The organism is Bradyrhizobium sp. LB11.1 (assembly GCF_040549385.1).
GTDB lineage: Bacteria > Pseudomonadota > Alphaproteobacteria > Rhizobiales > Xanthobacteraceae > Bradyrhizobium.
Window position 1 is genome coordinate 631,964 of record NZ_JBEPTH010000002.1, and the last position, 14,497, is coordinate 646,460.

General features: G+C 63.2%; 12 protein-coding genes and 2 pseudogenes. 8 read left to right on the plus strand and 6 right to left on the minus strand.

Translation table 11 applies throughout. The features are described from left to right. Positions 1-6: 6 nt before the first annotated feature. Complete coding sequence (locus tag ABIA96_RS06855) at positions 7-1,227, plus strand: ABC transporter substrate-binding protein (RefSeq protein ID WP_354136259.1); 1,221 nt, start codon at positions 7-9, stop codon at positions 1,225-1,227. 76 nt (positions 1,228-1,303) lie between these two features. On the opposite strand, the gene ABIA96_RS06860 is transcribed toward ABIA96_RS06855, so the two are convergent. Beyond that, positions 1,304-2,074 carry a helix-turn-helix domain-containing protein gene (locus ABIA96_RS06860; protein WP_354136260.1) on the minus strand — a complete coding sequence of 257 codons (771 nt, stop codon included), beginning with the start codon at positions 2,072-2,074 and terminating at the stop codon, positions 1,304-1,306. A 187-nt stretch (positions 2,075-2,261) separates the two neighbouring features. On the opposite strand from ABIA96_RS06860, the gene ABIA96_RS06865 reads away from it, so the two are divergent. From ABIA96_RS06865 to ABIA96_RS06880, 4 genes are all read left to right on the plus strand, one after another. After that, the gene (locus ABIA96_RS06865) at positions 2,262-4,523 is read left to right on the plus strand and encodes a marine proteobacterial sortase target protein (RefSeq protein ID WP_354136261.1); all 2,262 of its coding nucleotides are present in this window, start codon (positions 2,262-2,264) and stop codon (positions 4,521-4,523) included. 178 nt (positions 4,524-4,701) lie between these two features. After that, positions 4,702-5,271, plus strand: a complete 570-nt coding sequence (locus ABIA96_RS06870) for a class GN sortase (protein WP_354136262.1) — start codon at positions 4,702-4,704, stop codon at positions 5,269-5,271. Positions 5,272-5,451: 180 nt separating this feature from the next. Continuing rightward, entirely contained in the window at positions 5,452-7,671 is a 2,220-nt protein-coding gene (locus tag ABIA96_RS06875) for an acetate--CoA ligase family protein (RefSeq protein ID WP_354136263.1), read from the plus strand. A gap of 191 nt (positions 7,672-7,862) precedes the next feature. Further along, positions 7,863-8,693, plus strand: a complete 831-nt coding sequence (locus ABIA96_RS06880; RefSeq protein ID WP_354136264.1) for an MlaD family protein — start codon at positions 7,863-7,865, stop codon at positions 8,691-8,693. Between the two features lie 40 nt (positions 8,694-8,733). Here ABIA96_RS06880 and ABIA96_RS06885 read toward each other — a convergent pair whose 3' ends face one another. Continuing rightward, positions 8,734-9,165, minus strand: a complete 432-nt coding sequence (locus ABIA96_RS06885; RefSeq protein ID WP_354136265.1) for a cupin domain-containing protein — start codon at positions 9,163-9,165, stop codon at positions 8,734-8,736. Between the two features lie 59 nt (positions 9,166-9,224). On the opposite strand from ABIA96_RS06885, the gene ABIA96_RS06890 reads away from it, so the two are divergent. Further along, a complete protein-coding gene (locus tag ABIA96_RS06890; protein WP_354136266.1) occupies positions 9,225-9,692 on the plus strand; it encodes a MarR family winged helix-turn-helix transcriptional regulator in 468 nt (155 codons plus the stop codon). A gap of 19 nt (positions 9,693-9,711) precedes the next feature. On the opposite strand, the pseudogene ABIA96_RS06895 reads toward ABIA96_RS06890, so the two are convergent. Next, a pseudogene (locus tag ABIA96_RS06895) lies at positions 9,712-9,804 on the minus strand (transposase); the annotation flags it as partial. A 13-nt stretch (positions 9,805-9,817) separates the two neighbouring features. Here ABIA96_RS06895 and ABIA96_RS06900 point away from each other — a divergent pair. Beyond that, positions 9,818-9,931: pseudogene (locus tag ABIA96_RS06900) on the plus strand (DNA-binding response regulator); the annotation flags it as partial. Between the two features lie 206 nt (positions 9,932-10,137). Here ABIA96_RS06900 and ABIA96_RS06905 read toward each other — a convergent pair. Continuing rightward, complete coding sequence (locus tag ABIA96_RS06905; protein WP_354136267.1) at positions 10,138-11,640, minus strand: flavin-containing monooxygenase; 1,503 nt, start codon at positions 11,638-11,640, stop codon at positions 10,138-10,140. A gap of 123 nt (positions 11,641-11,763) precedes the next feature. After that, on the minus strand, positions 11,764-12,522 hold the full coding sequence (locus ABIA96_RS06910) for a S1 family peptidase (protein WP_354136268.1): 759 nt from the start codon (positions 12,520-12,522) through the stop codon (positions 11,764-11,766). 110 nt (positions 12,523-12,632) lie between these two features. Between ABIA96_RS06910 and ABIA96_RS06915 the strand changes: the two genes are divergently transcribed. Beyond that, positions 12,633-13,268, plus strand: coding sequence for an HAD-IA family hydrolase (locus ABIA96_RS06915; RefSeq protein WP_354136269.1), 636 nt, complete (start codon positions 12,633-12,635; stop codon positions 13,266-13,268). A gap of 119 nt (positions 13,269-13,387) precedes the next feature. On the opposite strand, the gene mtnA is transcribed toward ABIA96_RS06915, so the two are convergent. Next, positions 13,388-14,497 (minus strand): S-methyl-5-thioribose-1-phosphate isomerase, encoded by a 1,110-nt coding sequence (gene mtnA, locus ABIA96_RS06920; protein WP_354136270.1) that lies wholly within the window; start codon positions 14,495-14,497, stop codon positions 13,388-13,390.

Here is a 14,497-nt window from a genome sequence, read left to right on the forward strand (position 1 = left end):
AATTTTATGAAGAGGAAACTCTCCCTGCTCGCCGCTACAGCGGCGTTGGCATTGCTCACGACCCAGGGCGCCTACGCGCAGAAAGCGTACGACACCGGCGTTACCGACACCGAGATCAAGATCGGCAATGTCGAGGCCTATTCGGGACCTGCGTCCGCCTACGGCGTCATCGGCAAGACCGAGGAAGCCTATTTCAAGATGATCAACGATCAGGGCGGCATCAACGGCCGCAAGATCAACTGGATCTCCTACGACGACGGCTACTCGCCGCCGAAGACCGTGGAGCAGATCCGCAAGCTGATCGAGAGCGACGAGGTCTTCCTGGTGTTCAACGCGCTGGGCACGCCGACCCAGACCGCCGTGCAGAAATATCACAACTCCAAGAAGGTGCCGCAGCTCTTCCTTGCCACCGGCGCCAGCAAGTGGAACGATCCGCACAACTTCCCCTGGACCATGGGCTTCCAGCCGAGCTACCGGGTCGAGGCGCGGATCTTCGCAAAATACATTCTGAAGGAGAAGCCTGACGCGAAGGTTGCGATCTTCTATGCCAACGACGATTTCGGCAAGGACTACCTTGCCGGCATCAAGGACGTGTTTGGTGACAAGGCATCGAAGCTGATCGTGGCCGAAGAGAGCTACGAGACGTCGGAGCCTTCGATCGATGCCCATATCGTCAAGCTCAAGGACACCGGCGCCGATGTCTTCGTGAACATCGCAACCCCGAAATTCGCGGCGCAGGCCATCAAGAAGATCGCCGAGCTCGGCTGGAAGCCGATGCATTTGATGACGGACGTCTCGGTATCGATCGGCGCGGTGATGAAGCCCGCCGGTCTCGAGGCCTCCGAGGGCGTGCTGTCGGCCGGCTATCTCAAGGACGCGTCGGATCCGCAGTGGAAGGACGATGCCGGCATGAAGAAGTTCATGGTCTTCATCGAAAAGTACATGCCGGGCGCCAACATTTCGGACGCCAATCTGGTTTATGGCTATGCCGCAGCCCAGACCATGGTGCAGGTGCTGAAGCAGGCGGGCGACAATCTCACCCGCGCGAACGTGATGAAGCAGGCCGCCAGCCTGAAGGACTTCACTCCCGACACGCTGATCCCGGGGATCACGATCAACACCTCGGCCACCGACTTCGCGCCGATCGAACAGCTCAAGATGTGGCGGTTCAAGAGTGGCCAGTGGGAGCTGTTCGGCCCCATCATCAGCGCCGAGCCGAGCGGCTAGTTCGCGACGAACGAGCACATCTCAAGGAAATAGCGGCCGCAAGGCCGCTATTTTTTATTCAAGCCGCGAGGACGTACTATCCCGGCAGGAAGAGCGCGAACGATTCGTCGACGGTACGGCGCAGGTGATCGCGATAGAGTGCATGGTTTGCGTCGCCAGGCGCGACCCGCCCCAGCGACGGCGCCGGAACATTCTTGAGCGGCACATAGGCGATCGGCGCCGCGACCGGCATCAGTTGTGAGCCGGCACCGGCGCGCAGCGTCGAGATAATGCCGTACATCGCGCCGGACACGGTTGGCCGCGATACCGTGATCACGCGATGCTGGCCATGCTTGTTGATGACAAGATAGATGAACCCGGATTGGTGCGGCACCGCAACTTCGCCGGTGTGTTCATAGGCCGCATCGGTCCGCTCGCCCTCGCGGAAAACCAGCGAGGAAACCTTCGGCTCCCAGATAATCTCGGTGCGATAGGCGAAGATCGCGTCCTTGTCGCCAAAGGACGGCCGCAGCGTGATATAGACGTCCTCGATCCAGGTCACCGCGCGGTGCGAATAGGAGCCGAGGCTGTCGGGCGCGACATCGTTGCCGGCCGTGGGCGACGGCGCAACCGTGCTCTTGCGCAGGGACACGCCCAAGGCCTGCTCCAGCCGGACCGTGGTCGCCAGCGTGAACGCGCGGCGGCCGCCGAGCGCTTTCTCCAGCGTCGACAGGCTCAGCTTGGCCTGCTCGGCCAGCGCCTGCCGCGAAATCCGGCGCCTTGCGATTTCCTCGCGGATCGTCTCCGCAACCTCGCGGCTCTGCTCGTCCGAAAGCTGCCCGTCGTTGAGTTTATCCGGCGTCTGCATCGTTAACCCTGCTCCACGGCCGCCAGTCTAGCAGGGCGGACAAGTCAGCACAAAACCGGACATCGCCGCCAAAACGGCGGCCTGGCCAGGTCAGCCGCGGCGGAACATTGCCGATCATTCTGCTCGCGAATTCGCCCCCTCCCGACCGATGCTCGACAACGTCAAACACACTTCGGGAGCAGGCCAAATGGACGATTACGACGCAGTCGACAGTAACGGACACCTCTGGCTGGGCAGGCTGATCAGGGTCGGACTGTTCCTTCTGGCGCAGGGCGTTGCCGTGCTCCTGGTCAGCTTCGTGGCCCTGCTCGTGAGCTTCGCGCCGGGCTGGTCGGCGACAACGGAACAGGCAAGCCTGCTCCAGCCCGGCGATGCCAAGTCCGGCAGCCTCCTCCTGAAGGAGGACGGCGCTTACACGGAAGCCATCCGCCTCGGGATCGACGTCGACATCACGGTGTCCGGCCCGACGCTGCGCACCCGCGTCACGCAGATCTTCCGCAACCCGACCAAGGACTGGGTCGAGGCGACCTATGTCTATCCGTTGGCCGCCGACGGCGCCGTCGACACGCTGAAGATGGTGGTCGGCGACCGCGTCATCGTCGGCGACATCAGGGAGCGTCAGCAGGCACGCGCGATCTACGAGCAGGCGCGCCGCAACGGACAGAGGGCTGCGCTCACCGAGCAGGAGCGGCCCAACATCTTCACCAACTCGGTCGCGAATATCGGTCCCGGCGAAACCGTGCTGGTGCAGATCGAATATCAGGAGCCGGTACATCAATCCGGCAACGAATATTCGCTGCGCGTGCCGCTCGTGGTCGGGCCGCGCTACAATCCGGCGCCGATCGTGCAGAGCGTCGACTTCCGCAAGGACGGCTCCGGCTGGGGCGCGACCAATTCAGACCCGGTGCCCGACCGTGACCGCATCTCGCCGCCCGTGCTTGATCCTGCCAGGAATGCGCCGATCAATCCGACCAGTATCACGGTGCATCTGAAAGCCGGTTTTGCGCTTGGCGAAGTGAAGAGCCACCACCACAACGTCAAGATCGAGAGCCCGGACAACGCGACGCGGGTCGTGACGCTTGCCGACGGCACGGTGCCCGCCGACCGCGACTTCGAACTGACATGGAAGCCGGCCGCCGAAAAGGCGCCGTCGGTCGGACTGTTCCGCGAGCATGTCGGCGATGCCGACTATCTGCTCGCCTTCGTCACACCACCGGCCGCCGAGCAGGCAACGCAGAAGCCGCTGCCGCGCGAAGTGGTGTTCGTGATCGACAATTCCGGTTCGATGGGCGGCACCTCGATCGAGCAGGCCAAGGCGAGCCTTCTCTACGCGCTCGGCCGCCTCCAGCCGAGCGACCGCTTCAATGTGATCCGCTTCGACGACACCATGGACGTGCTGTTTCCGACCTCAGTGGCAGCCGACGCCGCACATGTAGGTGAGGCGACCTCATTCGTTGGCGCATTGCAGGCGCGCGGCGGCACCGAGATGGTGCCAGCGATGCGGGCAGCTCTGGCCGACAAGCTTGCCGACACCAACATGGTTCGCCAGATCGTGTTCCTGACCGACGGCGCGATCGGCAACGAGCAGCAATTGTTCGAGACCATCACGGCAATGCGCGGCCGCTCGCGCATCTTTATGGTCGGCATCGGCTCCGCGCCGAACACCTATCTGATGACGCGGGCATCCGAGCTGGGACGCGGCACCTTCACCCATATCGGCTCCGTCGAGCAGGTCGAGGAGCGCATGCGCGGCCTGTTCGCCAAGCTGGAAAATCCTGCCGTGACCGGCCTCACCGCAAAATTCTCCGAGGCCAAGGCCGACGTCACGCCCGCGATCATTCCCGACCTCTATCGCGACGAGCCGCTGGTGCTGGCCGCGAAGCTCGACAAGCTCGCGGGCTCGCTGGAGATCAAGGGTCGTGTCGGTAACCGCCCGTGGTCGTTGACGCTGCCGCTGCAAAATGCGGCCGAAGGCAAGGGCCTGTCCAAGCTCTGGGCCAGGCGCAAGATCGGCGACGCCGAAGTGGCGCGGACGCTCCGCGAGATGACGCCGGAGGACACGGACAAGACGATCCTTGCACTGGCGCTCGACCATCAGATCGTCACGCGGCTGACCAGTCTCGTCGCGGTGGACAAGACGCCGAGCCGTCCCGAAGGCCAGCCGCTCAAACTGAGCGAGCTGCCGATCAACCTGCCGGCAGGCTGGGATTTCGCGAAGGTGTTCGGCGAACGGTCGCAACTGACGCCGACACAGCTGCGCGAGCGCCGCGCCGATGCAGGCCAGCTTGCGGCAAGGCGTCCGATCCCTGTCACACCCGATGCGATCCGCCTGCCCAAGACCGCGACTTCGGCCGCACTGAAGATGATCGCAGGCCTGATCATGATCGTTCTCGCCCTGATCCTGTTCGTGTTCAACCGGCGTCGGCACTTGCTCACTGAGGCCGCTTGAGAGAGGAGCTCCCCGAACTCCTCTTGCTTGGCGCGCGCGGCTGCCTGTCCCGATACCATCGGCCGCGCGCGCCTTTTTTCCTCTCGTCATTGCGAGCGCAGCGAAGCAATCCAGACTGCCTCCCCTGAAAGACTCTGGATTGCTTCGCTTCGCTCGCAATGACGGAGGAGGACACATCATGCCCCGCCTCATCTCGCCTCTGGTCCTGGCGCTTGTCGGAACGATCCTGTTCGGCGACGGCGCCTACATCCACGCCAAGGCATGGCTCGCGCAGGCGCTGCTGGAGCGTGCGTTCGACCGGAGCGTTGCGACCGGCCAGCCGGTCAAGCCATGGTCCTGGGCCGATACCTGGCCGGTAGCGCGGATCGAGGTGAAACGGATCGGTGCCAGCGCCATCGTGCTGGAAGGCACGAGCGGCCAGGCGCTCGCTTTCGGACCCGGTCATCTCAGCCAAACGGTTGATGCGGGCGAGCGCGGCGTTGCTATGTATGCAGCTCATCGCGATACACATTTCCGCTTTTTGCGGGATGTTGCCATAGGTGACGTGATCGATGTGACACGCAGTGACGGCAAACGCTTTCGCTATCGCGCGGATTCTTCCGCGATTGTCCGTTTCGACGCATCTGGCATCGATCCCGCGACGCAGGATTTCGAGCTTGTCCTTGCGACCTGCTGGCCGTTCGACGCCGTCACGTCCGGCCCCGAACGTTATCTCCTGCATGCCACCCTGATCGGAGATGGTGAATAGCCTCGATCGACGGCACGCGCGATCTTCTGAAGAGCCGCGAGCTGACGATTGACGTCGCTGCGTGCGACCCGCCGCGCATTCCGTCGTGCGGCATGCAGCGCTTGCCGGTTGCCACTCCGCGCAACTCGCCATACAACAAAGTGACGCGCCACCAAGAAGAACAAAAGGTGAGGTCACGCCATGGAAGCTCAGGTCTCTGCCGCGTCGGTTCCTGCCCGCCCATGGTCGCCGTCGCCCGATGCCAGCGACATCGTCAAGGGCATCCACGCGATGCTGCATCCGCGCAACATCGTGCTGGTGGGCGCCACCGACAAGCCGGGCAACTACGCCGAGCGCATCTGGAACAATCTGGTCAAATACGGCTTCGAGGGCGGGCTCTATCCGGTCAACGTCAAGCGCGAAACCATCTGGGGCGTGCCCTGCTACAAGGATTTTGCGAGCCTCCCCGAGAAGCCCGATCACGTTTTGGTACTGGTGCCAGCACGCTTTGCCGTGCAGGTGATCCGCGACGCCGCAGCTGCCGGAGCGCGGTCCGCGACCATCGTCACTTCGGGTTTCAGCGAGTTGCAGGATGAGGAAAGCCAGAAGCTCGCCACGGAGCTGCAACAGGCCGTGCGTGAGACAGGGCTCGCCGTCACCGGCCCCAACTGCCTCGGCAATTTGAGCGCCGGCGAGAAGCTCTTCACCAATATCGACGACCGCATCGTCACCATGGAACAGGGCGCCGTGGCGATCGCCGGCCAATCCGGCGCCATCGTCATGGCAATCCGGCAGACGCTGGAGGATCGCGGCGTCGGTGTCGGCTACATGGTGACAACAGGCAACGAGACCGGGCTCGAGACGCCCGACCTGATGCGCTACTTCGCCGAAGATCCGAGCGTCAAGGTGATCGTGGTCTATCTCGAAGGCGTGCGCAACACCAGGGCGTTTCGTGACGCCTGCAAGGCCGCGCGTGCCGCGAGCAAGCCGGTGATCGCGCTCAAGCTCGGATCGTCGGAGGGCGGCCGCGCCGCCGCGATGGCGCACACCGGCGCGCTGGCGGGCTCGATCGAGACATTCGACGCGATTGCAACCCGCGAAGGCGTGATCCGCGTGAGCGGGCTCGACGAATTGATCGAGACCACCGAATGCTTCGTCCATGCGGCCGTGCCCAAGGGCGACCGGCTTGCGGCGGTCACGCTGTCCGGCGGCAAGCGCGGCATGCTGCTCGACGCCTTCTATGCCGAGGGCCTGAATTTTGCGCCGCTGAGCCCGCATGTCGGCTCGGAGCTGGCAAAGATGCTCGGCCCGGGCTCGATCGTCGGCAATCCGCTCGATGCCGGCTTTGCGGCGGTGGTCGATCCCTCCGTCTACATGAAGTCGATCAAGCTGATGATCGACGACCCTGCTATCGACATCGTCATCATCGACGCCGAGTTTCCAAAAGCGCCGCACGAGCAGCGCGAGCGCAATTTGCGCATCGTCCACGAGATGGCGAGCCGGGCCGCAAAGCCCGTGATCTATATCAGCGCGATGTCGATCGGCTTCACCGAGTTCACCAAGGGCCTGCGTAAATCGCTGCCACATCTCGCGGTGATGCAGGGCATGGACCGCGCGGTGACCGCGATCAAATCGCTGCTCGCCTATGCGAGACTGCGCAAGGAAGTGCCCGACATCGTATCGAGCTCGAAGCCGGCCGCGCGGGCCGTGCTGGAGAAGGCGTTGAAATCGGCGAGCGCCGCCGCGCTCGACGAAGTCGCCTCGAAGAAGCTGCTGAAGGCCTATGGCATTCCGGTCTCGAAGGAGGGGATCGCGCGGACGGCGGCGGAAGCCGTGAAGATCGCCAAGCAGATCGGCTTTCCGGTCGTGGCCAAAGTCGTCAGCGCCGAGATCCTGCACAAATCCGATATCGGCGGCGTGGTGCTGAACCTCAACAGCGCGGCCGAGGTGAAGAAAGCTTTTTCCGACATCACCGCGCGGGTGAAGAAGCTGAAGGGCAAGCCGAAACTCGACGGCATCCTGATCGCGCAGCAGGTCAAGGCCGACCTCGAGCTCGTGGTCGGCGCGTCGCTCGATGCCGAAATGGGCCCCGTCGTGCTGTTCGGCACTGGCGGCATCGACATCGAGCTGATGAAGGACGTGGCACTCGCCGGCGCGCCGCTGGACGAAGCCGAGGCGCGGCTCCTGATCGGCCGCACCAAGGCCGGCATCAAGATGCGCGGCTATCGCGGCAAGCCGGCACTGCACGAGACCTCGGCGGTGAAGGCGCTGGTCGGCCTGTCCAATTTGATTGCGGATGCCGGCGACCGGATCGCCTCGATCGACGTCAATCCGTTCCTGATCAATGCCAAAACGGGTGTCGCGGTCGATGCACTGATCGTGCTGAACAACGCAGCCGCCAAACGCGCCGCCGGGCACTGATGTCGCCTGAGGCGCGGATTAGCACGGCGTAATCCGCCAACTCGACCTCATGCGCGCGAAGAAAACGGCGGATTGTGTTTCCGCCTTCGCTCTTCGAGCTACGGCGGACAAGTCGTTAACCCGCCCCGTTAACATTGCGGCCATCCCGGCTCCTTCCAACTTCCCCGCTTTGGTCGTAGAATCCCACCCGCATGGCACGCGCGAGCAATCTGGTGATCGGAACGACGACGCTGGCGGTGATCGCCGTCGCGTTCGGCGGCCTGCTCGGCGTGCAGAAATGGCGCACCAGCCAGAGCCGCAGCCAGTTGCGCGTCGTGTTCGAAGGCGGTTCGGCGAGCGGCCTGCGCCGCGGCGGCCCAGTCAATTTCGACGGCGTGCCCGCCGGCCAGATCCTGTCGATCAAGCTGGACAACCCGCGCAAAGTCGTGGCGTTGGTATCGCTCGACAACACCGCGCCGATCCGCAAGGACACGGTGGCCGGCATCGAGTTCCAGGGCCTCACCGGTGTCGCTGCGGTCTCGCTGATCGGCGGCGCCCCGTCCGCGCCGCCGGTGCCGCTGGACTCGGACGGCGTTCCCGTGCTGACCGCCGATCTCAGCGATGCCGAAACCATCGTCGACACGCTGCATAGTGTCGATCGCGCCATCGTCAGCAACGCGCCCGCGATCAAGGACGGCCTGCGCACGTTCGAAGACTATACCGCCGATCTCAGAGGCAAGGGCGACGAGATCGACGCGGTAATGCTCAAGGTCGACAATGCGTTTGCGGGCTTCGACAAGGCGGTCACCAAGATCGAGGGCGTGGTCCCGGGCTTCGTCGACGGCAAGGCCGACGAGCTGTTCGAAAAGGTGAAGGGACTGCACGAGCTCGCCGACACCATGAAGAAGAAATCGGCAAGCTTCCTCGAGGATGCCCGCCGCTCGCTGCTCGACGTCAGCGAGGCCGCCAACAAGATGAGCGGAACGCCCGCACCCGCCGCCGCCTCGCGCCCGCCGCGCAAGCCGGCACAGCAGAAGCGGTAGAGCCTACCAAGTGTAGCGCACGACGCCGCGCCGGTTCTTTTCAGGCGGGAACCAGGCCGTGCCGCAGCATGATCTCTGTAAGCCGCGCCGGATCAGGCTTGCCAGGACCGCTCACAGCCTTCGCGATTTCCTCGAAATAGGCGCGGCCGATCGAACCTGGGTTCAACACGATCAGGGCGCGCGCGGCCTCGCTGTGCCGATTTTCGGCGTGATGGACGGCTCCGCGCGGAATGAGCGTACAGTCGCCCGCACGGAGTTCATGCGTCTCGCCGTTGATCTGCCCCGTCAATGTTCCCGACAGGCCGTAGATGACCTCGTCGACCTCGCGGTGATAGTGCGGGACGGGGACGCGGGCGTTGGGTTGTATCGTCATCTCGAAGATCACGAGGTCGCCCGAGCCCTGCGTTTCATCCACCAGAAACCGCAGTTCTATCCCACCAATCCGAATGACGTCTGTAACAGCACTTTGCATGACTGCTCTCTCTACCGTAAAATAGTTTTACATGTCGTTCGTAAAGAGATTTTACAAAAATGTCAACGCCGTCAGGTCGTAAATCTAGGCGCGCCGATGCTCCGGCCGATGAAGGTCCGCCCTATGTCGGCGCGCTGCTGCGGCAATGTCTCGATCATGTGCGCGCCCGGATGGAAGCGGACCTCAGATCAGCTGGCTTCACCGACTTGCAACCCGTCCATCTTGCCGTGTTCAGCTACCCTCCGCCCGACGGCGTCCGGCCATCCGACCTCGCGCGCCGGATTCGGATGTCGCGGCAAGCGACCAATCATATTATCGGGCAGCTGGAAGCGCTGGGTTACCTTGAGCGGCGAGCTGCGAAGAAAGGCGAACGTCGCCTCATCTATCTCACCCCCCGCTCCTGGGGGATGGTCAAGGTCGTCCATGCGACGCTGCTTAAGATTCAGGCGGAATGGGCCGCCGATATCGGAGCGGACCGTTTCGACGGTTTCATGACGGCGCTGCGCCGATTCTCGTCGCGCGGCTGATGGCCTGGGAGCAGGCTAAGAGCCAGTTGTCGCGCATGAACTGCCAGACATTCTCGACTGGGTTGAGTTCGGGGCATTTGGCTGGCAGCGGCAGGAGCGTGAGATTTTCCGGGAAGGGAGCTGTTATCAGCCCGCGCACGGTCGATAAGCATCTGGAGCAGATCTACGCCAAGCCTGGCGTGGAGAACCGGACGGCAGCGGCGGCGATTGCCACGAACGCGACGAGGCGGAATTCGTAGACGGCCGGCCTCGAGTGGGTTGTGGTGTCGCTCACCCAATAATTATTGTCGTCCCAGCGAAGGCCGGGACCCACAGGAAGTCGAAGATTTTTCGTCGTGGGACGGCCACCATCCGCAACCGATAGATTTCGCGGTATGGGTCCCGGCTTTCGCCGGGACGACAGCGGAGTGGCGATCGTAACCGCCCCCATTCACCGACTTCCCTCTCACCCGTACACAAACGCCTTGTCATCCAGATCCGTCTTCGGGATCTCGTCCTTCTCGGTCCAGTAATCCTGGCTGTGTTGCCATTCCGGCTTGTCGCCGCGCTTGGGCAGCAGGTTCATGTCGCGCATGATGTAGCCGGGGTTGAAGTTTTCCGGATCGATCCAGGGCAGGATCGGCATGTTGTGGTCTTCGGCGCGCAAGCCCACCTCGACCTTCTTCGTGCCCTTCGCCTTCATGTGGCCGAGCAGCCGGCAGACGAAGTCCGCGACGAGATCGACGCGCAGCGTCCAGCTCGCGCGGAAATAGCCGAACACCCAGACCATGTTCGGCACGCCCGTGAACATCATGCCGCGATAGGTGACGGTGTCGCCGAAGGCGAGCGGCTTGCCGTCGATCTCGAAGGTGATGTCGCCGAGCGCTGAAAGGTTGAAGCCGGTCGCGGTGACAATGACATCGGCTTCCAGCAGCTTGCCGGATTTGAGCTGGATGCCGTTCTCGACGAAGCATTCGATCTCGTCGGTCACCACAGAGGCCTTGCCGCTGGCAATGCCCTTGAACAGATCGGCATCTGGCACGAACGCAATGCGCTGCCGCCACGGGCGATAGCTTGGCGTAAAATGCGTCTCGACGTCGTAGTCCGGCCCGAGCACTGCACTGATCTGGCCGATCAGTTCCTTCTTCACCTGCTCCGGCTTGGACAGGCAGAGCTTCGTGAACGCATCCTGCTCGAACAGAATCTTGCGGCGGACGATCTCATGGATCCAGGCTTCGTCGACTTGGAGCCGACGCAATTCCTCCGCGAGCTCGATGGCGTTGCGCCCCAGGCGGAAATAGGTCGGCGAGCGCTGCAGCATGGTGACATGCGCGCATTTGTCCGCGATGTTCGGCACCAGCGTCGCCGCGGTCGCGCCTGAGCCGATCACGACCACTTTTTTGTCGGCGAGATCGATATCATCCGGCCAGGTCTGCGGATGGACGATGCGGCCCTTGAAGCGATCCGTGCCCTTCCATTCCGGCGTGTAGCCTTCGGAATGGCGGTAATAGCCCTGACACATCCAGAGAAAGTTGGCGGTGAAGGTCTTTGCCTCACCGGTGTCCGTCGTCACTGCCTCGATGGTCCAGAGGTTCTGTTCGCTCGACCAGCTCGCCGAATTGATCTTGTGCTTGTAGCGGATGTGGCGGGCGATATCGTTGTCGTCGATCACCTCGTTCATATAGGAGAGGATCTCTTCGGCGGATGCGATCGGCGGCCCGACCCAGGGCTTGAAGCTGTAGCCGAAGGTATGGAGGTCGCTATCCGAGCGGATGCCGGGATAACGGTGCGTGCTCCATGTGCCGCCGAACGTCGCTTGCGTTTCCAGGATGACGTAGCTCGTGCCCGGAAGCTGCTTGGTGACGTGATAGGCGCTGCCGATGCCGGAGATGCCGGCGCCGACGATCAGCACGTCGAAATGTTCTGAAGCCTGTTTGGTCGTGGCGTGACTGCGAACAGCGACATTCATTGTTGCTTCTATGCCTTGTCTTGCTCAGGCCGGCTTTGATTGGCGGCGCGTTTCCTCTGCGACGGGGCATCGTCGCCCATCGCGATTCCTCTGCAAAATGACATAGATCAAGGCGTGGTCAAACTACAACGCCGCGCCCCAGCTCCGCGCGGTCTGCAAGATCCAGTCGCGATAGAGCGTCAGCGGCGTGACCCCGGTCAATCCGCCGCAGCCGGCGGCGCCATTCGGCCCCGTCGACCAGCTGATGAGGCCCACAAGCACGGCGCCGCTCGGTTTGTCCTCGAACATCGGACCGCCGGAATCACCGGTGCAGGCGCCGATTCCGTCGCGAACACCGTTGGTTACGGGATCGACTAGGCGAATCTGGAAAGTGCCGGGCCGGCCTGTGGCGACGAGCGCAGCAACGCGGGTCGCGCCGCCGCTCTTGCCATCGCCGCGCACGCTGACGCCGATCCCGGCGATGGTGAAGCGGCTACCGACCTTGATCGGGATATTCGGCGCGCCGACTGGAACTGTCGATTTTCCCTTGAGTGGAATTTCGAGTTGCAACAATGCCACGTCGGCCGTAGCGCGATGTGCCTGCATCGCCTGCATGTTGAAGCTGGGATGGATCGCGACAGTGCGCACGTCCAGCAATTGCGGCTGACCGTTGGCGATGCGATCGAGGATCTTGTAGTCGGCGCCGGGCTGCACGCAGTGCGCAACCGTTAACACGACCTTCGGCGCAATCAGGCTGCCTGTGCAGAAATTGCCGCGCGAGCCAACGATAGTGACGACCGCGCGCGCGACGCCATCCGTCTGCGGCGTGCCGCCGCCGACGACGGCATACGCGGGCGTGGCGAGCAGCAGCGCGGATACGATGAGAGTTGCAAGCTTCTTCATGAGAACACGCTCTGGCGTCGGCATCGATGGCGATGCGTGATTGCTTCGGACTGGCCCTTGCCGATAGCGCATGCTAGCCCTCTTGGAAAGGAATTGACGAGGGCAGGATAGTGGCGATCGAGGCTGTGATCTTTGATTTTGGTGGCGTGTTGACGAGTTCGCCGTTCGAGGCGTTTACACGGTACGAGACCGATCGCGGTCTGCCTATCGACATCATCCGGCGTACCAACGCCGCCAACCATTTGGAAAACGCCTGGGCCAGGTTCGAGCGCGCCGAGGTCGACGTCGAGACATTCGATAAGCTGTTTGCGGAAGAATCACGCGCGCTCGGCGCGGAGGTACGCGGCCGCGAGGTACTGCCGCTGCTTCAGGGCGATCTGCGCCCCGAAATGGTCGAAGCGCTGAAGCGCATCAAGGCGCAGTTCAAGACCGGCTGCATCACCAACAATTTGCCGGCCAACGCCATCGGTAGCATGACCGGGCGCTCGCTCTACGTCGCCGAGGTGATGGTGCTGTTCGATCACGTCATCGAATCCGCCAAGATCGGCCTGCGCAAACCGGACCCGCGCATTTACCAGCTGATGGTCGAGACGCTCAATGTCGCCCCGAAGAAATGCGTTTATCTGGACGACCTCGGCGTCAATTTGAAGCCCGCCCGCGAGATGGGCATGACCACGATCAAGGTGACGAGCGGCGCACAGGCGATTGCGGAACTCGAGGCGGCGACGGGATTGAAGCTGGGGTAGTCTATCCTTCGTCATTGCGCGCGCAGCGAAGCAATCCAGAGTCTTTCCGCGGAGGGATTCTGGATTGCTTCGCTGCGCTCGCAATGACGGGCGTGGGGACGAGCTCGACCTATAACTGCTTACTCAGATACTGAAGCGATCCGCTCGGGAAATGCAGCCGCCAGCGCAGCACGATCCGGCTTCAGCACACCGCGTTCGGTGATGAGGCCGGTGACGAGACGCGCCGGCGTTACGTCGAACGCATAATTCGCGACCGGCGAGCCCTCGGGCACGATACGCACCGTCTCCAACCGGCCATCGGCGGTACGGCCCGTCATATTCGTGACCTCTGTCCCGCTGCGCTGCTCGATCGGAATATCGCGAATGCCGTCATTGACCGCGAAATCGATCGTCGGCGACGGCAGCGCGACATAGAACGGCACATTATTGTCGTGCGCCGCGAGCGCCTTCAAATACGTGCCGATCTTGTTGCAAACATCGCCATTGGCGGCGACGCGGTCGGTACCAACAATGGCGAGATCGACCATGCCGTGCTGCATCAGATGCCCGCCGGTGTTGTCGGGGATGACCGTATGCGGCACACCATGATGGCCGAGCTCCCAGGCGGTGAGCGAGGCGCCCTGGTTGCGCGGCCTGGTCTCGTCGACCCAGACATGGATCTTGATGCCCCGCTCATGCGCGAGATAGATCGGGGCGGTCGCGGTGCCCCAGTCGACGGTGGCGAGCCAGCCTGCATTGCAATGGGTCAGCACATTGACCACTTCGCCCGGCTTCTTCTTCGATACGATCGCCTCGATCAGCGCAAGACCGTTGGCGGCGATGCCGCGGTTGATCGCGACGTCCTGCTCGACGATCTCGTCGGCTCGGGCGTAGGCCGCCTCCGCCCGCTCAACTGGATCGATCGGCGTGAGCGTCGCGCGCATCTCGTCCAGCGCCCATTTCAGATTGATCGCTGTCGGCCGCGTCGCGACGAGCCTTTCGTAAGCCTGTTTCAGGCCGGCATCGGACGCGTCCTCACGCATCGCGAGCGCCATGCCATAGGCCGCAGTGGCGCCGATCAGGGGCGCACCGCGCACCAGCATGTCGCCGATCGCGACTGCCGCATCTTCGCACGAGGTCAGGCGCGCGACGATGAATTCATGCGGCAGCCGGCGCTGGTCGATTGCGCCGACCGACCAGCCGTCGCGCTCGCGCCAGATGCTGCGGAACTGCTTTCCGTCGACCTTCAT